This window comes from Paraburkholderia piptadeniae (genome assembly GCF_900007165.1).
Taxonomy (GTDB): domain Bacteria; phylum Pseudomonadota; class Gammaproteobacteria; order Burkholderiales; family Burkholderiaceae; genus Paraburkholderia; species Paraburkholderia piptadeniae.
In genome coordinates, this window is record NZ_CYGY02000020.1 from 26,794 (window position 1) to 51,800 (window position 25,007).

Consider the following 25,007-nt stretch of genomic DNA (forward strand, 5'->3'; position numbering starts at 1 on the left):
GATTATAAACGCACAGGGCCACGCACGGCGCCGCAGCGCGGATTGGCGGTTGCCGAATGATAAAATCCGCGGATGAAAAATCTCGTCATTCTGATTTCCGGACGGGGCAGCAACATGGAAGCCATCGTACGCGCCTGCGCGAGCGAAGGCTGGCCGGCGCGGATCGCCGCCGTGATTGCTAACCGTCCAGACGCCGCCGGGCTTGCGTTCGCGGCGTCGCAAGGCATTGCGACGGCGGTCGTCGACCACCGCCAGTTTCCCGACCGCGAAACCTTCGATGCGGCGCTCGCGCGCGAAATCGACGGTTTCAAACCCGACCTCGTCGTGCTCGCCGGCTTCATGCGTGTCCTGACGAACGGTTTCGTCGATCGCTATGCGGGACGCATGCTCAACGTGCATCCGTCGCTCCTGCCGAGCTTTCCGGGCCTCAAGACGCATCAGCAGGCGCTCGACGCCGGCGTGCGGCTGCACGGCGCATCGGTGCATTTTGTCACCTCGCAGCTGGATCATGGGCCGATCGTCGTCCAATCGGCGGTGCCCGTGCTTGCCGGCGACGACGCCGCGACGCTCGCCTCGCGCGTGCTCAAAACCGAGCACGTGATCTATCCGCGCGCGGTGCGCTGGTTCGTCGAAGGGCGCATCGCGCTCGATGGCCTTCGCGTCGCGGTGACGCCGCCCGAGCCTCAGTGGCTCTTCGTTGACACAGCAAGCCAGAACGCTGCCGGGGAGGCTGCATGAGACTGCATGGATTTCTGATCGGACAAACCGAGACACTGCTCGCGGACGTCCTTAAGTTCACCGGCCCCGCGGATGCGACGACCAGCCGGTTTTTCCGCGCGCATCCGAAGCTCGGCCATGGCGAGCGCGGTGTGATCGCGGAAGCGGTGTTTGCGGTGTTGCGTCGGCGGATGGAATTCGCGCATCTGGCGGAAAGCGGAACCGGCAGTCCTGCCCGGCGTCTCGCGCTGCTCGGACTGATGCAGACGGCGGGCCGGACGGCGCTGAAGCCGTTCGTCTCCGACGCGGAAGGCGTGTGGCTCGAGCATGTGTCGAAGGTCGATCCGCAAAGCCTGCCGCTGCGCACTCGTCTGAATCTGCCGGACTGGATCTGCCAGGCGCTCGGCACGCGGTTCGAAGCCGAGGAGCTCTCACATCTGGCCGCCGCGCTGAACTATCCGGCGCCTCTGGATCTGCGCGCGAATCCGATCAAGGCGAGCCGCGATGAAGTGCTGGACGCGCTGTCGAAGGCGGGCATCGAGGCGGGCGCCACGCCCTATGCGCCGCTCGGCGTGCGTGTAGTTGGCAAGCCGCCGCTGTCGAAGCTCGACGCGTTCCAGAACGGCTGGCTCGAAGTGCAGGACGAGGGCAGCCAGTTGCTGTGCGCGCTGGTGGCGCCGAAGCGCGGCGAGATGGTCGTCGACTTCTGCGCGGGCGCGGGCGGCAAGACGCTGGCGCTCGGCGCGATGATGCGCTCGACGGGCCGTCTCTATGCATTCGACATTTCCGAGCGCCGCCTTGCCAAGCTCAAGCCGCGCCTTGCGCGCAGCGGCCTGTCGAACGTGAACCCCGTGCTGATCGACAGCGAACACGACGCGAAGATCAAGCGCCTTGCGGGCAAGATCGACCGCGTGCTGGTCGATGCGCCGTGCAGTGGTCTAGGCACGTTGCGCCGCAATCCCGATCTGAAATGGCGCCAGTCGCCGGAATCGATCGCCGAGCTGACGCCGAAGCAGTTGTCGATCCTGACAAGCGCGGCGCGTCTCGTGAAGAAGGGCGGGCGGCTCGTCTACGCGACGTGCAGCATTCTCGAAGCGGAAAACGAAGGCATCGTGCAGCAGTTTCTCGCGGATCATCCCGATTTCGAGCTGGTGCCCGCGCGCGACGTGCTCGCCGAGCAGCGTATCGATCTGGAAATGGGCGACTTCCTTTCGCTGTGGCCGCACCGTCATTCGACGGATGGCTTCTTTGCCGCCGTGCTCGAGCGCCGTGGATAAGGCCGGTCGCGCGACCGGCCGGGACTGACGCGGTCCCGCCGGCGCACGCGTCAGCGCTGCGCCGGCTGCAGGAAACATCATGCAAAACCATCTTTTGTTCCACACGCTGGGCGATGTCGTGCGCGACTTCGGCCAGCCCGTCATTCTGTGGCAGCTCGGCGTGCTGCTGGGCGCGCTGGCGCTCGCGTGGGTGCTCGCGCGCGTCGCGCGCCGCGCGCTCGATGCGCAGCGCGAAACCCGTTACGGCGCGCTGCGCTTCGGCGCGGAGGCGCTCAATCGCGCGCTGTTCCCGCTGCTCGGCGGCATTCTCGTGTGGATCTCGCAGGCGATTACGGGGCAGTTCATCCATACGTCGCTGCTCGAGCTCGCGATGGTGCCGCTCTTCGGCATCGGGCTGATCTACATCGTGTTCTATCTCGCGCGTCGCGTGTTCGGACGCGACGGCAGCACGCATACGTGGCTGTCGCTGGTCGAAAAGCTCGTGTCGCTGATCGTCTGGGTCGGCATGGTGCTCACTGTAATGGGCATCCAGAGCGACGTGCTGAAGTGGATGGCGAGCGTGCAGTTTCGCCTCGCCAATACCCATCTGACGCTGCTCTCGCTGCTGTCGGGGTTGCTGTGGGTGTGCGTGACGATGATCGTCGCAATGTGGCTCGGCGCGGCGCTCGAAGACAAGCTGATGCGTTCGCGCTCGCTCGACGCGAACCTGAAAGTGGTGCTGTCGCGCGTCGGACGCGCGCTGCTGATCCTCGCGGCGGTGCTCATCAGCCTGTCGCTGGTCGGGATCGACGTGACGGTGCTCGGCGTGTTCGGCGGGGCGCTCGGCGTCGGCCTCGGTTTCGGCTTGCAGAAGATCGCGAGCAATTACGTGTCGGGCTTCATCATCCTGATCGACCGGTCGCTGCGCATCGGCGACACGATCAACGTCAGCGGCCTGCAAGGCATGGTCACGCAGATCCGCACGCGCTATACGGTGGTGCGAGGGCTCGACGGCATCGAAACGCTGATTCCGAACGAAAAGCTGATCACCGACGTCGTGCAGAACCAGTCGTCGTATTTGACGCGCGGCAACGCGAAGGCAGCTGTGCAGGTGGCGTATTCGACGGATGTCGAAAAGGCGATGGCGCTGCTGGTCGAGGCCACGCACGGCGTCGAGCGCGTGCTGCAGGAACCGAAGCCGACGCCTTTACTCGCAGGGTTCGGCCCGGACGGCATCAATCTGGAGCTCGGCTACTGGATCGAAGATGCGGCCACGGGCACGGCCGGCGTGCGTTCGAACGTGAACCGCAATATCTGGCGGCTCTTCACGGAAAGCGGCATCTCGATTCCCTATGCGCAGCGCGACGTGCGCATCGTCACCAGCCCAAGCGACATCATGCCGCAGGCAGTCACAACGACTGCCGGGCGCGCGGCGAACGAACCCGGCAGCGCGGCCTGAAAGGCGCCTCCGCGGATAGCAACCGGACGTTTCCAGACCAATATCGGGAAACGTCCGGTTGATGCAACACAACAATTTTCTTTTTTGTTACAGACACTTGGAACGGTTCGCGTAAAATATCGTCCAAAACAGTTTGCTTGCTTTCACTTTCTTGACATTCGCCGTTGTATCCTTCCGCGCATGTCTTCCATTCCCAGGTAAATGGCCTTGCTGAATTCCCTGCTTGATTTCCTCGCGCACGGCGCGTTGCGTTTTTCGTGGTGGCAAATCGCGTTGTGGGCGCTCGCCGTCACGCACGTGACGATCATCGGCGTCACTGTCTATCTGCACCGCTGCCAGGCGCACCGCGCACTGGACTTGCACCCCATCGCGAGCCACTTTTTCCGCTTCTGGCTGTGGATGACCACGGGCATGCTGACGGGCCAGTGGGCCGCGATTCACCGCAAGCACCACGCGAAGTGCGAAACCGAAGACGATCCGCACAGCCCGCAGACGCGCGGCATCTGGAAGGTGCTGCTCGAAGGCGCGGAGCTGTACCGCGCTGAAGCGAAGAATGAAGAGACGATGCGCAAGTTCAGTCACGGCACGCCAAACGACTGGATCGAGCGCAACGTCTACACGAAGTACCCGATCCTCGGCGTGAGCTTGATGATGGTGATCGACGTGGCGCTGTTCGGCATCGTCGGTCTGACCGTGTGGGCCGTGCAGATGATCTGGATTCCGTTCTGGGCAGCTGGCGTTGTGAACGGCCTCGGACACTTCTGGGGTTATCGCAACTTCAACTCGGCAGATGCGAGCACGAATCTGTTCCCGTGGGGCATCATCATCGGCGGCGAAGAGCTGCACAACAATCACCACACGTATGCGACGTCGGCCAAGCTGTCGAACAAGTGGTACGAGTTCGATATCGGCTGGATGTACATCCGCATCATGTCGGCGTTCCGTCTTGCCAAGGTGAAGAAGCTCGCGCCAACGCCCCGTCTGACCACTGGCAAGCTCGTGCTCGACCAGGACACGTTGCAGGCCGTGCTCGCGAACCGTTACGAAGTGATGGCGCGATACGCAAAGGCGATCAAGCGCGCGTACCGTCAGGAACTCGCGCATCTGAAGGAAATGGGGGCACGCGAGAAGTATCAGCTGATGCGCGGCGCCCGCAAGTGGTTCCACAAGGAAGAAGCAGGTCTGGACGAGCCGCAGCGCCGTCAGCTTCCGCAGATTTTCGCGAACAGCCAGAAATTGCGCACGTACATCGAACTGCGCAACGAACTGTCGCAGATGTGGGAGCGTTCGAACGCGTCGCGCGAGCAACTGCTGGTGCAATTGCAGGATTGGTGCCATCGCGCCGAACAAAGCGGCATCAAGGCCCTGCAGGAATTTGCGATGCGCCTGCGTCGCTACGCATGATCCCCGACGAAATCCATTAAACTTTCGTTACGTCACAAAACCCCGCGTTGGCGGGGTTTTGCTTTTTTGGGCCGCCGGAATTGCACCACTGAAGGCTGTCGGCGGCGGATTCAGCAGGGCAGAGGAGATCATGAATCAGGCGATCAGGAGCGTCGAATACGACCGTCCGCAAGGCGCGGCCTGCGGCGTCGGCCAGGCTTGGGCGAAAGTGCCAGAGGCACCCTCCGCGCAGGAGCGGGTCGCGCTGAAGGAGCGTATTCGCGGGTTGCTCAAGCGTGAGAAAGCGGTGCTCGTTGCGCACTACTACGTCGATGCGGAGTTGCAGGAACTGGCGGACGAAACGGGCGGCTGCGTGGCCGATTCGCTGGAAATGGCGCGTTTCGGACGCGATCACGATGCACAAACGCTGGTTGTCGCTGGCGTGCGTTTCATGGGCGAGACCGCGAAGATTCTCAGTCCAAACAAGCGCATTCTGATGCCCGATCTGGATGCAACCTGCTCGCTCGATCTCGGTTGCCCAGTCGACGAATTTTCTGCGTTCTGCGATGCGCATCCGGACCGCACGGTCGTCGTCTATGCGAATACCAGCGCCGCAGTGAAGGCGCGCGCCGACTGGATGGTGACGTCGTCGATCGGGCTGGAAATCGTCGCGGATCTGCACGCGCGCGGCGAAAAGATCATCTGGGCGCCGGACCGGCACCTGGGCGCCTATATCCAGAAGAAGACGGGCGCCGACATGCTGCTGTGGCAAGGCTCGTGTCTCGTGCACGACGAGTTCAAGGGCGTCGAGCTCGATCTGGTGCGCGCCGAGTATCCGCACGCGAAAGTGCTCGTGCATCCGGAGTCGCCGGAAAGCGTCGTTGCGCAGGCGGATGTCGTGGGGTCGACCACGCAACTGATCGACGCAGCGAAGAACAGCGACGCGACGCACTTCATCGTCGCCACCGACCTGGGCATTCTGCACAAGATGCGTCTCGCGGCACCCGGCAAGACCTTCATCGAAGCGCCGACGGCCGGCAGCAGCGCGACGTGCAAGAGTTGCGCGCATTGTCCGTGGATGGCGATGAACGGCTTGCGCAATCTCGCCGAGGTGTTGGAGCGCGGCCACAACGAAATCTTCGTCGATCCGTCCATCGGCGAGCGTGCGCGTCTGCCGATCGACCGCATGCTTGATTTCGCTGCGCGTCACAAGAAGCGCGTGCAGGCAAGCGGCGATCTCGCGCGCGATACGGCGCTGTTCTCGAATGTCGGAGCGGCGTGATGGGCGCGAATGAATCGATGGAGTTGAGGGACGCGGTGTCGCCGCTTTTCGCGGAAATCCGTGCGCAGTACGGCGAGGCACTCGATGTGGCGATCGCGCGCAACGTCAGCGATGCGCTTGCAGAGGACGTCGGCACAGGCGATCTGACGGGCCTGCTCGTTCCCGCCGACGAGATGCGCGACGCGCGCATCATCGTGCGCGAACAGGCAGTGTTGTGCGGCGTGCCATGGTTCAACGAAGTGATGCGCCGTGTCGATCCGCGTATCGACGTGCAATCGCGGTATCGCGAGGGCGACCTCATGGCGACGGATTCCGTCGTATGCACGTTGCGCGGTCCGGCTCGCGCCCTGCTCACCGCCGAGCGCAACGGTCTCAACTTTCTGCAGATGCTGTCGGGTGTCGCGAGCGCGACGCGTAGATTCGCCGACGCGATCGCGCATACGCGCGCACGCGTGCTCGACACGCGCAAGACGCTGCCGGGGCTGCGTCTCGCGCAAAAGTACGCAGTGCGCGTCGGTGGCGGCGCGAACCAGCGGCTCGCGCTCTATGACGGCATTCTGATCAAGGAGAATCACATCGCAGCGGCGGGCGGCGTCGGCGCGGCGATGAACGCGGCCCTTGCGCTGAACGCGGGCGTCCCGATCCAGATCGAAGTCGAAACGCTCGAGCAGCTGGCGTCGGCGCTCGCGCATGGCGCGCAGTCGGTTCTGCTCGACAACTTCTCGCTGGACATGATGCGCGAAGCGGTGCGTATCACGGCCGGCCGCGCGGTGCTCGAAGTATCGGGCGGCGTGAACTTCGATACGATCCGACAGTTCGCGGAGACGGGTGTCGACCGCATCTCGGTCGGCTCGCTGACGAAGGACGTGCGCGCGATCGACTTTTCGATGCGCATCGTGTGACTGCGTAACTGGTGCCGGAAAGCAAACGGCCATCACCCGATTTACGGGAGATGGCCGTTTCGCTTTACTGGTCAACAGTGGCGAACATGAAATGCGCTACACGTTCCGATTGGGCACGCGCTCCGGGGACAGCACGGTCGGCAGCGCCTTGGGCAACGAGTTCGGCCAGTCGCGGCTGTAATGCAGCCCGCGGCTCTCGCGCCGCGAACGCGCGCTATCGACGATCAGCGAGGCTACGTCGACCAGGTTGCGCAGTTCGAGCAGATCGCGGCTCACCTTGAAGTTCGCGTAGTACTCGTGGATCTCGTCGCGCAGCAGCGCAATCCGGTGCCGCGCGCGCGCAAGGCGCTTGTCCGTGCGCACTATGCCGACGTAATTCCACATCAGGCGGCGCAACTCGTCCCAGTTGTGCGCGACGACCACCTCCTCATCGGGATCGGACACGCGGCTCTCGTCCCAATCGGGCAGCGGAGCGTGCACGGCCGCGCCAAAGCCTTCTTCCTCGATAGCCTGCGCGGCCGACCGGCCTATCACGAGACACTCGAGCAGCGAATTGCTCGCGAGCCGGTTTGCGCCGTGCAAGCCGGTGCACGACGTCTCGCCGACGGCATAGAGCCCCGTCAGGTCCGTGCGCCCGGCGAGATCCGTTACGACGCCGCCACAGGTGTAATGAGCCGCCGGCACGACGGGAATCGGCTCTTTCGTAATGTCGATGCCGAATTCCAGGCACCGCGCGAGAATCGTCGGAAAATGCTCACGTAGGAATTCGGCCGGCTGGTGGCTGATGTCGAGATATACGCAGTCGATGCCGCGCTTCTTGATCTCGAAGTCGATCGCGCGCGCGACGATATCGCGCGGCGCCAGTTCGGCGCGTTCGTCGTGGGCGGGCATGAAACGCGTGCCGTCGGGCAGCTTGAGGATGCCGCCTTCGCCACGCACCGCTTCCGAAATCAGAAACGACTTCGCGTATGGGTGGAACAGGCACGTCGGATGAAACTGGATGAATTCCATGTTCGACACGCGGCACCCGGCTCTCCAGGCCATTGCGATGCCATCGCCCGTCGCGGTATCGGGATTTGTCGTGTAGAGATAAACCTTGCCGGCGCCGCCCGTCGCGAGCACGGTGTGCGGTGCCTCGATCGTGACCGTGCGGCCGCTCGCCAGATCGAGCGCATAGAGGCCGTGGCAGCGGCGTCCCGGCATGCCCAGGCGGTCCGACGTGATCAGATCGATCGCGTAGTGATCTTCGAGCAGCGTGATGTTCGGATGATGCCGCACGCGTTCGCTCAGCGTCGCGACGACGGCATGGCCTGTAGCGTCCGCCGCGTGAATGATGCGGCGATGGCTGTGGCCGCCTTCACGCGTCAGATGGAAGCCGAGCTCGGCCGCGTCGTCTTTCGTGAACGGCACGCCTTGGTCGATCAGCCACTGGATGGCCTCGCGGCCATGTTCGACGATAAAGCGCGTCGCGGCTTCGTCGCACAACCCGCCGCCGGCGATCAGCGTGTCATCGACGTGATTCTCCGTGCTGTCCGCCGAATCGAGCACGGCCGCGATGCCGCCTTGCGCCCAGTCGCTCGCGCCGTCGGTCAGCGAACGTTTGGCGACCACGGCGACGCGACGCGTCTGCGCGAGATTGAGCGCGACGGTCAAGCCGGCGAGCCCGCTGCCGACAATCGCTACATCGAAATTCATCTCCTCTCTCCGTCGTATTGCGTGGCTGGTGCGGTGGACACCGCCGCAGCCATTCGATTGGGAAACCGAAGAGCATACGCGTTGCAGCCGTCAAGGGAAAGCTGGTCGAATCGCGAAGTCTATTGCGCGCGGCGGAAGGGATGCAGACCGTCGGCGACGCCGACAGGAAAGAGCGGCAATCGGCGTCAGAAGGCAGGAGAGGGAAGCGCCAAGAAACAAAAAGCCCCGCGTAAAGCGGGGCTTTTCGTCGTCAACAGGCTGGAAACCGGATTACTTGATCTTCGTTTCCTTGTACGCCACATGCTTGCGAACGACGGGATCGAACTTCTTGATCTCCATCTTTTCCGGCATGTTGCGCTTGTTCTTCGTGGTCGTGTAGAAGTGACCCGTACCAGCGGTCGATTCCAGCTTGATCTTGTCGCGTGCGCCTTTGGCCATGATTTACTCCTTAGGCTTCGCCACGTGCGCGCAGGTCTGCGAGCACCGAGTCGATACCGTTCTTGTCGATCAGGCGCAGACCGGCGTTCGAGACGCGCAGGCGCACCCAACGGTTTTCGCTTTCAACCCAGAAACGGCGGTTTTGCAGATTCGGGAGAAAACGACGCTTGGTCTTGTTGTTCGCGTGGGAAACGTTGTTGCCGCTCATCGGCGCTTTCCCAGTTACTTGGCATACGCGTGCCATGAGAGCACTCCTAATACGCTAATTCTGAGTTCGAACGCCGTGAAGTTTCCCAAGAAAACTAGAGGACCGAGCCGTAGCCGACTTCAATCACTTGCTTTCCGGAAAGGCCTTGGTGGCTTCGGAACAGGGTTGGAAAGAGGCAAACCGAGAGTCTAGCAGAAAAAGAGCCGCAAAATCAAACCTTATTTGGAGACGGCTGGCGGTCGCGCAACGGTATCTGCGCTTGGCGTCCACTGTTCCGTAGGTCACGGCCAGCCTGCGCGGGCAAACGAGAACGTGTCGTTCGCGCCGATCACCAGATGGTCGATCAGTTGCACGTCGATGAGCGCGAGGGTATCGCGCAGCACCCGCGTGAGCTGCCGGTCGCTGGCGCTTGGCTTGACGGCGCCGGAGGGGTGATTATGCGCGACGATCAGGCTCGCCGCATTCACCGACAGCGCCCGCCGCACGATTTCGCGCGGATACACGGCCATGCGGGTGAGCGAGCCGCGCGAATTCTCCTCCGAGCGGATCAGCCGGTGGCGTGTGTCCAGAAACAGGCAAATGAACACCTCATAAGGCCGCGAGCCGATCAGCAGCCGCAAATAGTCTTCGACTGCTTCCGGGGAATCGATCAATGGGCGCTCGCGTATCTTCTCCGCGAGCGCGCGCCGCGCCAGCTCCATGATGGCCAGCAACTGCGCCCGCTTGGCGGGGCCGACGCCGCGCACGCCGTTGAGATCCTCGGGCGTCGCGTCGAGCATCGCGCGCAGTGAGCCGAAGCGCTGCAGCAGCGAGCGCGCGACGTCGAAGACATTATGTCCGGGCAGCCCGGAGCCCAGCACGAGCGCGACCAGTTCCGTATCGGACAGCGCCGCCGCGCCCGCGTCGAGCATCCGTTCGCGCGGCATGTCCCGCAGCGGCCATGCGGGTGCAGACACGGACATGGGCACGGACGCCGAAACGGGCGCCGGCAAGGGCGCGGGGCGGCGAACGGAGGGTTTCTCCGCCTTGTTGAGCGGGATGACTATCGGATCGTTCATGGCAAGGTCCTCCGTGATTCAGTGGAGCGGCGACGACGCGCCGCGCAGCCGCGTTCCAGCCGGCTCGGGATATGTGGCTTACAATAGAACCTTTGCGCACGGCGCCAGACGGCCTGCCATGCGCGCGACCCCTGCCGCCGCGCCCTGCGCCGCGCGCCACGACTGAATGAGTACCGCATGAGCATCATCGACATCTCCGAAGTGAAACCCGGTTCGCACGTCACGCTTCACTACCGGCTTTTGCTCGCCGATGGCGCCGAGATCGTCAGCACCTTCAACGACAAGCCCGCCACGCTGCTGCTGGGCGCCGGCCAACTGGCGCAGCCGCTGGAAGACATTCTGCTGGGCCTGAAGGCGGGGCACCATTCGACCTTTCAGCTAGAGCCGGGCCAGGCATTCGGTCCGCGCAATCCTGAAATGATTCAGCGCGTATCGCTGGCCACGCTGCGTGAAAACAGCATGATCGGGGAGGATTTTTCTCCCGGCGATCTCGTCGAATTCAATGCGCCGGGTGGCGGCCGCTACGCCGGCGTACTCAAGGAAGTCGGCGAAACCTCGGCTCTCTTCGATTTCAACCATCCGCTCGCCGGCCAGGCGCTGACGTTCGAAGTAAAAATCATCGGGATCCTGTAAACATGAGCATCACGGACACGACTCTCGCCGAAGCTGAAATCCTGCTTGCGCAACCGCGCGGATTTTGCGCCGGCGTCGACCGGGCGATCGAGATCGTCGAACGCGCCATCAAGCTGTACGGTTCGCCAATCTACGTGCGTCACGAAATCGTTCATAACGCGTATGTCGTCGAAGACCTGCGCAAGAAGGGCGCGATTTTCATCGAGCAGCTCGAAGAAGTGCCCGCGGGCAGCACGGTGATCTTCAGTGCGCACGGCGTGTCGAAGGCGGTGCGCGCCGAGGCCGAAGAGCGCGGGCTGCGCGTGTACGACGCGACTTGTCCGCTCGTCACGAAGGTGCACATCGAAGTCGCGAAGATGCGCGCGGAAGGCTTCGACATCGTGATGATCGGCCACAAGGGTCATCCGGAAGTCGAAGGCACGATGGGGCAGACGGGCGAAGGCATGTATCTCGTCGAAGACATCGAGGACGTGCAGGCGCTGCAACTCGCCGATCCGCAGCGCATCGCCTATGTGACGCAAACGACGCTGTCCGTCGACGACGCCGCGCAGATCATCGCCGCGTTGAAGGCGAAGTATCCGGACATCAAGGAGCCGAAGAAGCAGGACATCTGCTATGCGACGCAGAACCGCCAGGATGCCGTCAAGTTCATGGCGCCGCAATGCGACGTCGTGATCGTCGTCGGCAGCCCGAACAGTTCGAATTCCAACCGGCTACGCGAACTCGCTGAGAAACTCGGTGTGCCTGCCTATATGGTGGATTCGCCCGATCAGATCGATCCCGCCTGGGTTGCGGACAAGCGCCGCATCGGCGTGACGGCTGGCGCATCGGCGCCGGAGGCGCTGGCGCAGGCTGTGATCGGCCGTCTGCGCGAACTCGGCGTGCGCAGCGTGCGCGCGCTAGAAGGCATAGAGGAAAACATCGCTTTTCCGCTGCCGCGCGGCCTCGGATTGCCGGCCTAACGAACCGACCCCAATCGAAAAAGCGCGCCATGGGCGCGCTTTTTTTGTATCGGCCAGGCCCGGAAATCGCCCATAAAACGGTGCCGCATCACAGAAAAACGAGAGTTGCACGGTGTCGGCACGCACATTCTTTTTGATTTTTGGGGCGTATTTTGCCCTGAAATGGATGATCGCGCCCCGTTTTACATCAGACGAACGATCAGCCGGCAGATTGGTCGCACCGATTCGGTGAATTTTCAGATGCGTGATTCGCCGCAAGGCTTCCTTGTGTCGAAGTCCGCTCCATAGGGCTCACAGCGCCGTCGATGCAACAACTGATGTTGCGGAGCGACATTCATGGTGCAACTGGTGCGCGAAAATATGGCGCAACCGGGTTGCAATCCGCATGTGCTAGAGATCCCGAAAAGCGGTTGCAATGCAGGAAAACCCTGCGCATTCAACAATATTGCCCGTCGCATAATTGGAGTTACAATGCGCGCGTTCTCAAGGCTTCAGCGCCTCGGAACGCCAGATTTAGCAAGGCGCAGGAGACCTATTTAATGCGAGTCAAGTTTGCTTGTGCCGTGTCCATCGCGGTCGCGGTTGCGATGTTGACCGCGTGCAGCAAAAAGAACGATGGCGAGGCAGGCACGGGTGCATCGGCTGCAGTGGCAGCGTCGGCACCTGCAAGCGAAGCGACTGTCGTGAAGATCGGTCATGTGGCCCCGTTGACGGGCGGCATTGCGCATCTCGGAAAGGACAATGAAAACGGAGCGCGTCTGGCGATAGAGGAGATCAACGCGCAGGGATTGACCATCGACGGCCGCAAGATCCAGCTTCAACTCGACGGGCAGGACGACGCAGGCGACCCGAAAACGGGCACGCAGATCGCGCAGAAGCTGGTCGACGATCACGTTGTCGCCGTCGTCGGGCATCTGAACTCGGGCGTCTCGATTCCCGCATCGAAAATCTATAGCGACGCAGGCATCGTGCAGATCTCGCCGTCCTCGACGAATCCGGCCTATACGCAGCAGGGTTTCAAGACGACCTTCCGGGTCGTCGCGACAGATGCGCAGCAAGGTCCGGCGCTGGCGAACTACGCGACGAAGTCACTTGGCGCGAAACGGATCGCCGTCGTCGACGACGCGACTGCCTATGGCAAGGGTCTTGCTGACGAATTCGCGAAGACGGCCGAGGCGGGCGGCGCGAAGATCGTCGCGCGCGAGGCGACCAATGACCGGGCCACGGATTTCCGGGCCATTCTCACCAAGATCAAAAGTGCCCAGCCGGACGCCATCATGTTCGGCGGCATGGATGCAACGGGCGGGCCGTTCACAAAACAGGCGGCCGCGCTCGGAATCAGGGCAAAAATCCTTGGCGGCGACGGCGTGTGCACCGACAAGGTAGGGGAGCTGGCGGGTAGTGCCGTTCAGAACCTCGTATGTTCGGAGGCAGGTCTTGCGCTTTCGAAGATGGACAGGGGAGCGGACTTCGAAAAGAAGTACGACGCACGCTTCCACACGCCGGCGCAGATTTACGCGCCGTTCACGTATGACGCTGTGTACGTGATCGTCGATGCAATGAAGCGCGCCAATTCGATCGAGCCGTCCAAGGTGCTCGCTGTGATGCCGTCGACCGACTACACAGGTGTCATCGGCCACATCGCATTCGACAACAAGGGCGATTTGAAAGAGGGCGCGATTACGCTTTACGACTTCAAGGACGGCAAGAAAGCAGTCCTCGATGTCGTGAAGATGTAATGACGGGACGTACAGCCTGACGGCACCGGACCATCCGACGGTGCCGTTTTTGCATCCGCGTCGAGTGCGACGGCCGCTGCAACCCGGCGACCACGAACGCTCGACGGAGATAACCCTTACCGGTCTTTTATATCAGTACCCGCAGTGCCGTTGCGATTCCGCAAAGCATCAACGCCAACCGGCAGATGAAGAGCGCGAATCCAGTCGCACGGGCTAAGGAGCATTAAATGGATATTTTCATCCAGCAGGTTCTCAACGGGCTGGTGCTCGGCAGTGTCTACGCCATCATTGCACTCGGCTATACGATGGTGTACGGCATTCTCGGCATCATCAACTTCGCTCACGGCGACATCCTGATGGTGGGGGCGATGGTTGCCCTGTCCTGCATCGGTGTATTGCAGAACCATTTCCCCGGTCTCGGCAACGTGCCGACGCTGTGCATCGCGCTGGCCATCGCCGCCGTGGTGTGCGCAGTGGTGGGCTACACGATCGAGCGCGTCGCGTACCGGCCGCTGCGCAAAGCGCCGCGTCTCGCCCCGCTGATCACCGCAATCGGTGTGTCGATCCTGCTGCAAACGCTCGCGATGATGATCTGGTCACGCAACCCGCTGCCGTTCCCGCAGCTTCTGCCGACCGATCCCCTCAACGTGATCAAGGCCACCGACACGACGCCGGGCGCCGTGATTTCGATGACTGAAATCGTGATCATCGTCGTGGCGTTCCTCGTGATGGCGGGCCTCCTGCTGCTCGTGCACAAGACGAAGCTCGGCCGCGCGATGCGCGCGATCGCCGAGAACCCGGGCGTCGCCTCGCTGATGGGCGTGAACCCGAACTTCGTGATCTCGGCGACCTTCATGATCGGTTCGGCGCTGGCTGCGCTGGCGGGCGTGATGATCGCGTCGGAATACGGCAACGCGCACTTCTACATGGGCTTCATCCCAGGCCTGAAAGCGTTCACGGCTGCCGTGCTCGGCGGTATCGGCAACCTCGGCGGCGCGATGGTCGGCGGCGTGATTCTCGGTCTGATCGAGCAGCTCGGTGCGGGCTACATCGGCAATCTCACGGGCGGCGTGTTCGGCAGTAACTATCAGGACGTGTTCGCGTTCATCGTGCTGATCATCGTGCTGGTGTTCCGTCCGTCGGGCCTGCTCGGCGAACGTGTTGCGGACCGTGCCTAACGGCGCAGGGAAAAGGAGTAAACACAATGACCTCAATTCAACCGATCGAGCCGTCCACGACGCTCGTCCCTGAACGCAACATGACGAAGACGCTGACGGTGGGCATCCTCACCGCCGTGTTCGTGATCGCCGCGCCGATGATCATTGGCACAGCAGGCGGCAACTACTGGGTGCGCGTGCTCGACTTCGCGATGCTGTATGTGATGCTCGCGCTGGGCCTGAACGTGGTGGTCGGCTTCGCCGGCCTGCTGGACCTGGGCTACATCGCGTTCTACGCAGTGGGCGCCTATACGGCGGCATTGCTGAGCTCGCCGCACCTGTCGTCGCAGTTCGAATGGATCGCGCATCTCGCGCCGGGCGGGCTGCACACGCCGTTCTGGATCATCGTGCCGATCGCGATGGCGATTGCCGCGTTCTTCGGGGTGATTCTCGGTGCACCGACGCTGCGTCTGCGTGGCGACTACCTCGCGATCGTGACGTTGGGCTTCGGGGAAATCGTCCGGATCTTCCTGAACAACCTCGACCGTCCGGCGAACATCACGAACGGCCCGAAGGGCGTCACGGGCATCGATCCGATCCACGTCGGCGACTTTAGCCTCTCGCAGACGCACTCGCTGTTCGGCTTCCAGTTCCCGTCGGTGTACGCGTACTACTACGTGTTCGTGCTGTGCGCGCTGCTGGTGATCTGGGTGTGTACGCGTCTGCAGCACTCGCGCATCGGCCGCGCATGGGCCGCGATCCGCGAGGACGAAATCGCCGCGAAGGCAATGGGCATCAACACGCGTGATGTGAAGCTGCTCGCGTTCGCGATGGGCGCGTCGTTCGGTGGCCTGTCGGGTGCGATGTTCGGCATGTTCCAGGGCTTCGTGTCGCCGGAATCGTTCACGCTGCCGGAATCGATCGTCGTGCTCGCGTGCGTCGTGCTGGGCGGCATGGGCCACATCCCGGGCGTGATTCTCGGCGCGGTGCTGCTCGCCGTGCTGCCGGAATTCCTGCGCTCGACGATGGGCCCGCTGCAGAACCTGGTGTTCGGTCACGAGATCGTCGATACGGAAGTGATCCGTCAGCTCGTCTACGCACTCGCGATGGTGCTGATCATGCTGTACCGCTCGGAAGGCCTGTGGCCGTCACCGAAGCATGAGGACAAGATCGCGAAACTGGCGAAGCGCAGCGGCAAGAAGCCGGTGCGCGCGTAACGGACCACGGATCGAAGGGGAAACACACATGAGCGACAAACAAATCCGTCTGTCCGTGAAGGGCGTGAACAAGCGCTTCGGCGGTCTGCAGGCGCTGTCGGATGTCGGCCTCGAAATCGAGGAAGGCTCCATTTACGGTCTGATCGGCCCGAACGGCGCCGGCAAGACCACGTTCTTCAACGTGATCACGGGCCTCTACACGCCGGACTCGGGCGAGTTCAGGCTCGATGGCCAGAACTACACGCCGACGGCCGTGTATCAGGTGGCGAAGGCCGGCATCGCGCGCACGTTCCAGAACATCCGTCTGTTCGGCGGCATGACCGCGCTGGAAAACGTGATGGTCGGCCGGCACGTCCGCACGAAGCACGGGCTGCTGGGCGCCGTGTTCCAGACGCCCGCTGAGCGTCAGGAAGAGCGCGAGATCAAGGAACGCGCGCTGGAACTGCTCGAGTACGTCGGCGTGCTGCAATACGCCGACTACACGTCGCGCAACCTGTCGTACGGCCACCAGCGTCGTCTGGAAATCGCGCGCGCACTGGCGACCGATCCGAAGCTGCTCGCGCTCGACGAACCGGCTGCCGGCATGAACGCAACGGAAAAGGTCGAACTGACGAAGCTGCTCGACAAGATCCGCAGCGACGGCAAGACGATCCTGCTGATCGAGCACGACGTGAAACTGGTGATGGGCCTGTGCAATCGCATGACAGTGCTCGACTATGGCAAGGTGATCGCCGAAGGTCTGCCGCATGACGTGCAGAAGGACCCGAAGGTGATCGAGGCTTATCTGGGTGCGGGGGTCCACTGATGGCTACGGCAATGTTGAAAATCAAGGGCCTGCAGGTCAACTACGGCGGCATTCAGGCCGTCAAGGGTGTCGACCTGGAGATCGCGCAGGGCGAACTCGTCACGCTGATCGGCGCGAACGGCGCAGGCAAGACGACCACGATGAAGGCGATCACGGGCCTCAAGCCTTACTCGGCCGGCGACATCGAATACATGGGCCAGTCGATCAAGGGCGTGCCGCCGCACGAGTTGCTCAAGCGCGGTCTCGCGATGGTGCCGGAAGGCCGTGGCATCTTCGCGCGCATGTCGATCGTCGAGAACATGCAGATGGGCGCGTATCTGCGCACCGACAATGAAGGCATCAAGAAGGACGTCGAGCGCATGTTCGGCTTCTTCCCGCGCCTGAAGGAACGCGCGACGCAGCTCGCGGGCACGCTGTCGGGCGGCGAACAGCAGATGCTGGCGATGGCGCGCGCCGTCATCTCGAAGCCGAAACTGCTGCTGCTCGATGAGCCGTCGATGGGCCTGTCGCCGATCATGGTCGAGAAGATCTTCGAAGTGGTGCGCGAGATCTCGAAGGAAGGCATCACGGTGATGCTGGTCGAGCAGAACGCGCGTCTCGCACTGCAGGCAGCGGACCGTGGCTACGTGATGGACTCGGGCACGGTCACGATGTCGGGTGACGCGAAGCAGATGCTCGATGATCCGAAGGTGCGCGCGGCGTATCTCGGCGAGTAAGCTCAGCCAGCTCAAGCGCCGGTTCTTGCGACCGGCAACGTGCAATAAACAAAGGCCGCATGCGTCAAGCATGCGGCCTTTGTGTTTTCAGCGATTCAAATGCGCGGCGGCGCAACCGCTCAAGCCAACGCGCCCAGCCGCTTGCCGAGGCTGACGACCTGATCGGCGCGATAGCCGAGCGTTTCGTAGAAAGCCCGCACGTCGGCCTTCGCGCTCAGCACCTGAAGATTGACCTTCGGGCAGCCGCGCGCCGTCAATGCCGCTTCCGCGTGCCGTACCAGCCGCGTACCGATGCCCTGGCGCCGTTGCGTCGGATCGACCGCGAGCGAGTACAGCCAGCCCCGATGCCCGTCGTAACCGGCCATCGCCGTGCCGACGATGCCAGCGTCCTTCACCGCGACAAAGAACAGTTCGGGCTGCGTCGCGAGCTTGTTTGCGATCGACAGATGCGGATTGCGCTGCGGCTTGCTCGCGTCCTTGTACTCCGGGAACGCGTCGAGCCACAGCGCGACGACGGCATCCGTGTCGGCCGCGTCGAAGCAGCGGATCGACAGTGGCGAAGCAGTCGTCACAGCGTGTCCAGGATCGAGCGCAGCATCGACATCATCTGGTCGATCTCTTCCGTCGTCACGTTGAGCGCGGGCATGAAGCGCAGCAGATTCGGACGCGCCGCGTTGAGCAGCAGGCCGTCGGGCTGCATCAGGCGCGCCTTCTCGACGATCTGGTTGCCGATGTCCTTGCCGAGCAGCAGCGCGCGCAACATGCCTTCGCCGCGCTCGCCCGCAAAGCCGCGCTCCTCAGACAGTTCGAGCAGCTTCGCGCGCAGATATTCGCCGCGTGCCTTCACGCCATTGAGGAAGCCGGGTGCCGTCAGTTGCGAGATCACCGAATGGCCGACTGCCGTCATCAGCGGATTGCCGTTGTACGTGCCGCCCTGTTCGCCCGCTTCGAACACCTCGACTTCCTTCTTGCACAGCAGCGCACCGAGCGGCACGCCGCCGCCGATGCCCTTCGCAAGCGTCATCACGTCGGGCTCGATACCCGACAGCTCGTACGCGAACAGCGTCCCCGCGCGGCCGCAACCGCTTTGCACTTCATCGACGATCAGGAGCAGGTTGTGCTTCTTCGTCAACTCGCGCAGCTGCTGCATGAATCCGCGCGTTGCGGGAATCACGCCGCCTTCGCCCTGGATCGGTTCGAGCATCACGGCGACTGTCTTGTCGCCGATCAGCTTCTCGACGGACGCGATGTCGTTCAGATCCGCTTTCGGGAAGCCTGGCACCTGCGGTGCGTAGATCGTGTCCCAGCCCGGCTTGCCGCTCGCCGACATCGTCGCGAGCGTGCGGCCGTGGAAGCTGTGATCGAACGTGATGATTTCATACGCGCCGTTCTTGAATTTCTTGCCGTATTTGCGCGCGAGCTTGATCGCACCTTCGTTCGCTTCGGCGCCGCTGTTGGTGAAGAACACCTTGTCGAAGCAGCTGTGCTGCGTGAGCAGGCCGGCGAGCTTCGCCATCGGCTCGTTGTAGAACGCCGGCGACGGGTTGATCAGCGTGCGCGCCTGGTGCGTGAGCGCTTCGATGATGCCTTCGTTGCAGTGGCCAAGGGAATTCACCGCCCAGCCCTGGATGAAGTCCAGATAGCGCTTGCCGTTGTTGTCATAGAGCCACGAGCCTTTGCCGTGCGTGAAAACGATTTCGGGCCGGTTCGTGATGTACATCAGCGAATCGATCGGGTACTCATTGAAGTTCATGGCTACAGGCTCCAGGCAAACAGGGATAAGAAACCGCCTCGGACAAAATGGCCCAGCAACGGAGAGAAAACGCCGACGAGTACGCGTGTTCAACAGCCTGTGTTCAACAGCACGTCGTCGACAGAACGTCAAAGCAGCGACGAAATACAAAAAGCCACGGCATGCCGTGGCTTTCGTGATTTGAACTGCGTGCGCGTGATACTAAGCTGATACGCGCAAACCGTGACGAAGCCAGCGGCGCCCCTATGGGAGCAGCGAGCGGCGACGTCGAAGTTCGGACAGGATGCGGTTCATGCGCGAAAGAATACGACAATGCCGGCGCTCGTGTAAACCGGCAATTTGCGCGCGCCGGCCGATTCGTTCATGCAGGATGACAACGCAACGATCAGACGGGGTTCGCGAGATCGGCGGCGCTCGTGAACGAATCCGCGTAGAACTCGTCTTCCGGCAGGCGATGATGCTGCGTGAAATCGCGCTGCGCGGATTCGACCATCACAGGCGCGCCGCACGCATACACCTGATATGCCGACAAGTCTGGCAGATCTTCGATGACGGCGCGATGAACGAAGCCCGTGCGGCCCGTCCAGGCGTCGTCCGCGTCCGGTTCGGAGAGCACGGGCACGAACTTGAAGTTCGGCACTTCGCGCGCCCATTGCTCGGCGAGATCCATCATGTACAGGTCTTTCTTGCGGCGAGCGCCCCAGTACAGCGTCATCGGGCGCGTGATGTTCTTGAAGACGGCATGCTCGACGATCGCCTTCAGCGGCGCAAAGCCAGTGCCGGATGCGAGCAGGACGATCGGCTTGTCCGATTCTTCGCGCAGGAAGAACGTGCCGAGCGGGGCCTCGAAGCGCAGGATGTCGCGCTCCTTCATCGTGTTGAACACGTGATCGGTGAACGCGCCGCCCGGCATGTGGCGGATATGCAGCTCGATCGGGCCTTCCGTATGCGGCGCGTTCGCCATCGAGTAGCTGCGGCGCTTGCCGTCCTTCAGGATGAACTCGAGGTACTGGCCGGCCATGTATTGCAGGCGCTCGTTCGCGGGCAGTTGCAGCTTCAGCGCGATGACGTCGTCGGCCTTGCGCTCGATCGAATTCACACGGCACGGCAGCTTCTTGATCTGCACGTCGCCGACGCCCGTCACTTCGCGGATATCGACCTCGAGGTCCGTGCAGGCCGTCGCGCAGCAGAAGAGGGCCATGCCGCGCGTCTTCTCGTCGTTCGACAGCGCCGACGACGAATGCGCTCGCTGTTCGATTTCGCCGCCGACGACCGTGCCCTTGCACGAGCCGCATGCGCCGTTCTTGCAGCCGTACGGCAGGCCGATGCCCTGGCGAAGGGCGGCCGTCAGCACGGGTTCATCGGGTTCCACCTGAAACTGCCGGCCGCTTTGCCGGAGCGTTACGTTAAATGCCATAGGTCGTTCAGAGTTCGAGTACAGGGAGTCGGTAACCAGTGCGTACCATGGATCGCGGCTACAATGCGTCCACGATGAAAGCGACACGAAACTTGCGCAGACCGCGCGTGCTGATCGTCGGTTGCGGCGATGTCGGCATGCGCTGCGTGCGGCAACTGCAACGGCGCGCGCGCCTCTACGCGCTCACGCATCACGCCGAGCGCCGCGACGAACTGCGCGCGGCGGGCGTCACGCCGATCGTCGGAGATCTCGACGCGCGCAAGAGCCTCTGGCGTCTCGCGGGTCTTGCGCCGACCGTGCTGCATCTCGCGCCGCCGCAAAAGACGGGCGACATCGACATGCGCACGCGCTCGCTGATCGCCACGCTGACCGCGCCGCGCATCCGGTATGCCCGCCATATCGGGGCACGGGCGACGGGGCGGCTCAGGTCCGCGCAGCAAGGCATTCGTGCTCGCAAAACATCCGATATTGTACCCGACGGGGGTATCACGGCCCTTAGGGCTGGACACTACGCGAGCGGGCGTCCGCGCATCGTCTACGCAAGCACGACGGGTGTCTATGGGGATTGCGGCGGCGCGTGGCTCGACGAAACGCGTCCCGTCGCGCCCGCGAACGAGCGCGCGAAGCGCCGCGTGTCGGCGGAGACGCAGCTGCGGCGCGCGGCTACTCGTCATGCGATTGCGGCGAGCATCGCGCGCATTCCGGGCATCTATGCGGGCAACCGGCTGCCGCTTGCGCGGCTCGAGAGGCGCACTCCCGCGCTCGTCGATGCCGATGACGTCTACACGAATCACATCCACGCCGACGACCTCGCCGCGATCCTGCTGCGCATGGCGACGCATGGCCTGCCATCGCGCGTGATCCACGCATCCGACGACACGACGCTGAAGATGGGCGAGTACTTTGACCGGGTGGCGGACGCGTTCGGCGTCGAGCGGGCGCCGCGCACCACGCGCGACGAAGCGCAGCGGCAACTCGAACCGATGATGCTGTCGTTCATGCGCGAGTCGCGGCGCCTCATCAACCGCCGGCTCAAGCGCGAGTTGCGCGTGAAGCTGCGCTATCCGAGCGTCGATGATTTCTTGCGCACGGCCGCCCGTCGCGCGTAAAGGCGCCTCGCGCGGCCACACGCAGCGATGCCGCGAAGAGCAGCGAGCGAAACTGAGAAGCCGTCAGGTGAGGGCAGGCAGCGCTTCCAGCAGCAGGAAGCAGCAGATCGCGCCGATCAGCGCTGCGATCAGATTGGGCGCGTACTTGTGCCGCATGTGCATGACGGCCAGCAGCCCGCCGACAAGCAGTATCGCGAAGAAGATGATCGCGATCATCCCATACGAAATCGCCAGGTTGCCGTAGATGACCATGGCGCCTCCTTGCCTGCTTTGTAATGTTTCTTAATGCGAGTATAGGACGGGCGTTCGTATCAAGCATGCTGCGTCGCAGCGTTCGGAATGGCTTTTGTCGTCGCTTTGTTCGGAATCCAACGCAGTATCAGGGCATCTGAAAGCAGGCGGGCGCGGAACGCCTCGCTTAACCAACGCGCAGCGATTCGAGGCCGGCTTCATCGAGCCATTGCCACGCGCCTTCAGCAAGCGATGCCGGCAGCGCGAGCCCGCCGATCCGCTCGCGATGCAGCGCTTCCACGCGATTGCCGGCCGCCGCGACCATCCGCTTGACCTGGTGGTACTTGCCTTCCAGCACGGTCAGCTCGAGTTCGTGCTTGCCGCGAGCATGTGCAGCGACGGCCGCAACCGGCTTCGCTTCGCCATGCAGCAGCACGCCTTCGCGCAACGCGGCGAGTTGCGCGTCGTCGAGGGGATGACGGGTTGTCGCCAGATAGACTTTCGGCACCTTGCGTTTCGGCGACGTGTACGCGTGGACGAACTGGCCGTCGTCGGACAGCAGCAGAAGCCCGGTAGTGTCCTGATCGAGCCGTCCGACGCACTGGACGCCGCGCGTCGCGAACTGCGCGGGCAGCAGGTTGAAGACGCTCAAGTGATGCTGCGGATCGCGTGAGCACTCATAACCCGCGGGCTTGTTGAGCACGATGTACGCGCGTTCGCGATACGGCCACGGCGTGCCGTCGACTTCGAACGTGAGCGTGTCGGTCGCGACATCGGCGTTGGGATCGTCGATCGTCGAGCCGCCGATCGACACGCGGCCGTCCGCGATCAATGCGCGGCACTGGCGGCGCGAGCCGAAACCTTGGGAAAAGAGAACGCTTTCGAGATTCATTGGAACGGGCAGAGGGCGGCCACAAGCCGCGATGCATCAGGCGATGACGGCGCCCGCAAATATCGAGGACGCCGTCATCGCGTGCATTCTACCCGCCGCCTTCGCGGCCTTGCGCCGCTCGCTTCAACGCAAGCGGCGCGGCACGCGCAAGCTCAATGTGCTCCGGACCGCCGTTCGACGAAACGTGCGACGTAGTCGTCGGCGGGCTGCGTGAGGATTTCGTCCGGCGTGCCTTCCTGCACCAGCGTGCCGTCGCGCAGGATCGCGATGCGGTTGCCGATGCGCAGCGCTTCGTCCAGATCGTGCGTGATGAACACGATGGTCTTGTTGAGCGTCGCCTGCAATTGCAGCAGCTGATCCTGCATTTCCGTGCGGATCAGCGGATCGAGCGCGGAGAACGCTTCGTCCATCAGCAGCACGTCGGTATCGGCGGCGAGCGCGCGCGCCAGCCCGACGCGTTGACGCATGCCGCCCGACAGCTCGTCCGGATAGTGGTCGCCATAACCGTCGAGTCCGACCTTGCCGAGCCACGTGCGCGCCTTCTCGTTCGCGTCGGACTTGCGCTCGCCGCGCGTGCGCAACGCGTAAGCGGTGTTGTCGAGCACGGTCTGATGCGGCAGCAGCCCGAAGTTCTGGAACACCATGCTCACCTTGTAGCGGCGAAGCTCGCGCAGGCCGTGCGCATCGAGCTTGATGACGTCCGAACCGTCGATGACGATCTCGCCCGACGTCGGCTCGATGAGCCGGTTGAAGTGCCGCACGAGCGTCGACTTGCCCGAGCCCGACAGGCCCATGATCACGTAGATCTCGCCCGAGCCGATATGCAGGCTCACGTCGTTGAGTCCCACGTTGCAGCCCGTTTGCGCGAGCACTTCGGCCTTGGTCCGGCCGCTCTTCAGCAGGTCGAGCACGCGCCCGTGTCCCGCTTCCGGGCCGAAGAGCTTGTACACGTTTCTGACTTCGATCGATGACATGTCCGTGCCCTCCGTCAATCCGCCGCGCGGGTTTCGAGACCGCTCTGCGCAGCGTTTTCGCTGCCTGCTGCCGCCGACGCCTCGTCACGCGGCGAGCCTGCCGTCCGATACGGAATGCGCGAAGCCGCCTTCGCCTTGCGCCGCTGCGCGACGAGCCGCCGCGTGCGCCCGTCCTGTCCGTAGCCCTGGCTGATCCGGTCGATGACGATCGCGAGAATCACGATCGCGATGCCCGCCTGCATGCCCTTGCCGATGTCGAGCGTCTGGATGCCCGCGAGCACGTCTTCGCCGAGTCCGCGCGAGCCGATCATCGACGCGATCACGACCATCGACAGCGCCATCATCGTCGTCTGGTTGATGCCCGCCATGATGCTCGGGCGCGCGAGCGGCAACTGCACGTTGACGAGCAGTTGCCAGCGCGTCGTGCCGAACGCGCGCGCCGCCTCGACGACGTCGGCATCGACGTGGCGTATGCCGAGATCGGTGAGGCGGATCAGCGGCGGCAGCGCGTAGATGATCGTCGCGAGAATCGCGGGCACCTTGCCGAGACCGAACAGCATCAGCACGGGAATCAGATACACGAAACTCGGCAGCGTCTGCATGATGTCGAGCACGGGCAACAGCACGCGGCGCATCCACGGACTGCGCGACGCCCAGATGCCGAGCGGTATGCCGAGCGCGACGGACAGCACGGTCGCGACGAGCATCAGCGCGAGGGTTTGCATCAGCTTGTCCCACAGCCCGAAACAGCCGATCACATACAGCAGCAGCACGAAGAAGGCCGCGATGCCGATGCGCCGCGTCGCGTTCAGCGCGAGCAGCCCGACGGCGACGAGGATCAGCCACGGCGGCGTCGCGCGCAGCGCGCCTTCGAGCGGCACCAGCACGTCGCGCAAGACGGCCGTGCTGAAGTCGTGAAAGCTGTCGCCGTACGCGGCGACGAACGACTGCACATGATCGTTCACCCAGTCGGCGATCGACAGATGCAGGAAGATCGAGTTCAT

The 25,007-nt window shown here is 63.3% G+C and carries 25 protein-coding genes; 14 read left to right on the forward strand and 11 right to left on the reverse strand.

Annotated features, from left to right (window positions below; translation table 11 throughout):
• The first annotated feature begins 72 nt into the window (after positions 1-72).
• From purN to nadC, 6 genes are all read left to right on the forward strand, one after another.
• Positions 73-738, forward strand: coding sequence for a phosphoribosylglycinamide formyltransferase (gene purN / locus BN2476_RS08965; protein ID WP_087733797.1), 666 nt, complete (start codon positions 73-75; stop codon positions 736-738).
• Positions 735-1,994, forward strand: a complete 1,260-nt coding sequence (locus tag BN2476_RS08970; RefSeq protein WP_087733798.1) for an RsmB/NOP family class I SAM-dependent RNA methyltransferase — start codon at positions 735-737, stop codon at positions 1,992-1,994. The genes purN and BN2476_RS08970 overlap by 4 nt, the downstream gene beginning before the upstream one ends.
• 79 nt (positions 1,995-2,073) lie before the next feature.
• Complete coding sequence (locus tag BN2476_RS08975) at positions 2,074-3,432, forward strand: mechanosensitive ion channel family protein (RefSeq protein ID WP_087733799.1); 1,359 nt, start codon at positions 2,074-2,076, stop codon at positions 3,430-3,432.
• A 207-nt stretch (positions 3,433-3,639) separates the two neighbouring features.
• Complete coding sequence (locus tag BN2476_RS08980) at positions 3,640-4,836, forward strand: DesA family fatty acid desaturase (RefSeq protein ID WP_087733853.1); 1,197 nt, start codon at positions 3,640-3,642, stop codon at positions 4,834-4,836.
• A 130-nt stretch (positions 4,837-4,966) separates the two neighbouring features.
• Positions 4,967-6,097: a quinolinate synthase NadA gene (nadA, locus tag BN2476_RS08985; RefSeq protein WP_087733800.1), complete on the forward strand. Its 1,131-nt coding sequence runs from the start codon at positions 4,967-4,969 to the stop codon at positions 6,095-6,097.
• Positions 6,097-6,999 carry a carboxylating nicotinate-nucleotide diphosphorylase gene (nadC, locus tag BN2476_RS08990; RefSeq protein ID WP_087733801.1) on the forward strand — a complete coding sequence of 301 codons (903 nt, stop codon included), beginning with the start codon at positions 6,097-6,099 and terminating at the stop codon, positions 6,997-6,999. Before nadA ends, nadC begins: the two co-directional genes overlap by 1 nt.
• A 96-nt stretch (positions 7,000-7,095) precedes the next feature.
• On the opposite strand, the gene nadB is transcribed toward nadC, so the two are convergent.
• From nadB to radC, 4 genes are all read right to left on the reverse strand, one after another.
• Positions 7,096-8,694 carry an L-aspartate oxidase gene (gene nadB, locus BN2476_RS08995; RefSeq protein WP_087733802.1) on the reverse strand — a complete coding sequence of 533 codons (1,599 nt, stop codon included), beginning with the start codon at positions 8,692-8,694 and terminating at the stop codon, positions 7,096-7,098.
• Positions 8,695-8,964: 270 nt separating this feature from the next.
• Positions 8,965-9,132 carry a 50S ribosomal protein L33 gene (rpmG, locus tag BN2476_RS09000; protein ID WP_087733803.1) on the reverse strand — a complete coding sequence of 56 codons (168 nt, stop codon included), beginning with the start codon at positions 9,130-9,132 and terminating at the stop codon, positions 8,965-8,967.
• A gap of 10 nt (positions 9,133-9,142) precedes the next feature.
• A complete protein-coding gene (rpmB, locus tag BN2476_RS09005; RefSeq protein ID WP_004186391.1) occupies positions 9,143-9,376 on the reverse strand; it encodes a 50S ribosomal protein L28 in 234 nt (77 codons plus the stop codon).
• A gap of 245 nt (positions 9,377-9,621) precedes the next feature.
• The gene (gene radC / locus BN2476_RS09010; protein ID WP_438942868.1) at positions 9,622-10,302 is read right to left on the reverse strand and encodes a RadC family protein; all 681 of its coding nucleotides are present in this window, start codon (positions 10,300-10,302) and stop codon (positions 9,622-9,624) included.
• A gap of 273 nt (positions 10,303-10,575) precedes the next feature.
• On the opposite strand from radC, the gene BN2476_RS09015 reads away from it, so the two are divergent.
• The 7 genes from BN2476_RS09015 (at position 10,576) to BN2476_RS09045 (ending at position 17,627) form a co-directional block, all read left to right on the forward strand.
• Positions 10,576-11,031 (forward strand): FKBP-type peptidyl-prolyl cis-trans isomerase, encoded by a 456-nt coding sequence (locus tag BN2476_RS09015; protein ID WP_087733805.1) that lies wholly within the window; start codon positions 10,576-10,578, stop codon positions 11,029-11,031.
• A gap of 2 nt (positions 11,032-11,033) precedes the next feature.
• Entirely contained in the window at positions 11,034-11,993 is a 960-nt protein-coding gene (ispH, locus tag BN2476_RS09020; RefSeq protein WP_087733806.1) for a 4-hydroxy-3-methylbut-2-enyl diphosphate reductase, read from the forward strand.
• 539 nt (positions 11,994-12,532) lie between these two features.
• A complete protein-coding gene (locus tag BN2476_RS09025) occupies positions 12,533-13,732 on the forward strand; it encodes a branched-chain amino acid ABC transporter substrate-binding protein (RefSeq protein ID WP_087733807.1) in 1,200 nt (399 codons plus the stop codon).
• A 227-nt stretch (positions 13,733-13,959) separates the two neighbouring features.
• Complete coding sequence (locus BN2476_RS09030) at positions 13,960-14,910, forward strand: branched-chain amino acid ABC transporter permease (protein ID WP_087733808.1); 951 nt, start codon at positions 13,960-13,962, stop codon at positions 14,908-14,910.
• 26 nt (positions 14,911-14,936) lie between these two features.
• Positions 14,937-16,106 (forward strand): ABC transporter permease subunit, encoded by a 1,170-nt coding sequence (locus BN2476_RS09035; protein WP_087733809.1) that lies wholly within the window; start codon positions 14,937-14,939, stop codon positions 16,104-16,106.
• Positions 16,107-16,134: 28 nt separating this feature from the next.
• Entirely contained in the window at positions 16,135-16,911 is a 777-nt protein-coding gene (locus BN2476_RS09040; RefSeq protein ID WP_087733810.1) for an ABC transporter ATP-binding protein, read from the forward strand.
• Positions 16,911-17,627 (forward strand): ABC transporter ATP-binding protein, encoded by a 717-nt coding sequence (locus tag BN2476_RS09045; protein ID WP_087733811.1) that lies wholly within the window; start codon positions 16,911-16,913, stop codon positions 17,625-17,627. Before BN2476_RS09040 ends, BN2476_RS09045 begins: the two co-directional genes overlap by 1 nt.
• A 119-nt stretch (positions 17,628-17,746) precedes the next feature.
• On the opposite strand, the gene BN2476_RS09050 is transcribed toward BN2476_RS09045, so the two are convergent.
• The 3 genes from BN2476_RS09050 to BN2476_RS09060 form a co-directional block, all read right to left on the reverse strand.
• Positions 17,747-18,199 (reverse strand): GNAT family acetyltransferase, encoded by a 453-nt coding sequence (locus BN2476_RS09050; protein WP_087733812.1) that lies wholly within the window; start codon positions 18,197-18,199, stop codon positions 17,747-17,749.
• Entirely contained in the window at positions 18,196-19,380 is a 1,185-nt protein-coding gene (locus tag BN2476_RS09055; protein WP_087733813.1) for an acetylornithine transaminase, read from the reverse strand. Before BN2476_RS09055 ends, BN2476_RS09050 begins: the two co-directional genes overlap by 4 nt.
• A 385-nt stretch (positions 19,381-19,765) precedes the next feature.
• Positions 19,766-20,797: a CDP-6-deoxy-delta-3,4-glucoseen reductase gene (locus BN2476_RS09060; RefSeq protein WP_087733814.1), complete on the reverse strand. Its 1,032-nt coding sequence runs from the start codon at positions 20,795-20,797 to the stop codon at positions 19,766-19,768.
• Positions 20,798-20,871: 74 nt separating this feature from the next.
• Between BN2476_RS09060 and BN2476_RS09065 the strand changes: the two genes are divergently transcribed.
• A complete protein-coding gene (locus tag BN2476_RS09065; protein WP_087733854.1) occupies positions 20,872-21,906 on the forward strand; it encodes an NAD-dependent epimerase/dehydratase family protein in 1,035 nt (344 codons plus the stop codon).
• Between the two features lie 63 nt (positions 21,907-21,969).
• Here BN2476_RS09065 and BN2476_RS09070 read toward each other — a convergent pair whose 3' ends face one another.
• The 4 genes from BN2476_RS09070 to BN2476_RS09085 form a co-directional block, all read right to left on the reverse strand.
• The gene (locus BN2476_RS09070; RefSeq protein ID WP_087733815.1) at positions 21,970-22,158 is read right to left on the reverse strand and encodes a hypothetical protein; all 189 of its coding nucleotides are present in this window, start codon (positions 22,156-22,158) and stop codon (positions 21,970-21,972) included.
• Positions 22,159-22,324: 166 nt separating this feature from the next.
• Entirely contained in the window at positions 22,325-23,029 is a 705-nt protein-coding gene (locus BN2476_RS09075) for a pseudouridine synthase (protein WP_087733816.1), read from the reverse strand.
• A gap of 152 nt (positions 23,030-23,181) precedes the next feature.
• Positions 23,182-24,003: a quaternary amine ABC transporter ATP-binding protein gene (locus BN2476_RS09080; RefSeq protein WP_087733855.1), complete on the reverse strand. Its 822-nt coding sequence runs from the start codon at positions 24,001-24,003 to the stop codon at positions 23,182-23,184.
• A 14-nt stretch (positions 24,004-24,017) separates the two neighbouring features.
• Positions 24,018-25,007 (reverse strand): ABC transporter permease, encoded by a 990-nt coding sequence (locus BN2476_RS09085; protein ID WP_087733817.1) that lies wholly within the window; start codon positions 25,005-25,007, stop codon positions 24,018-24,020.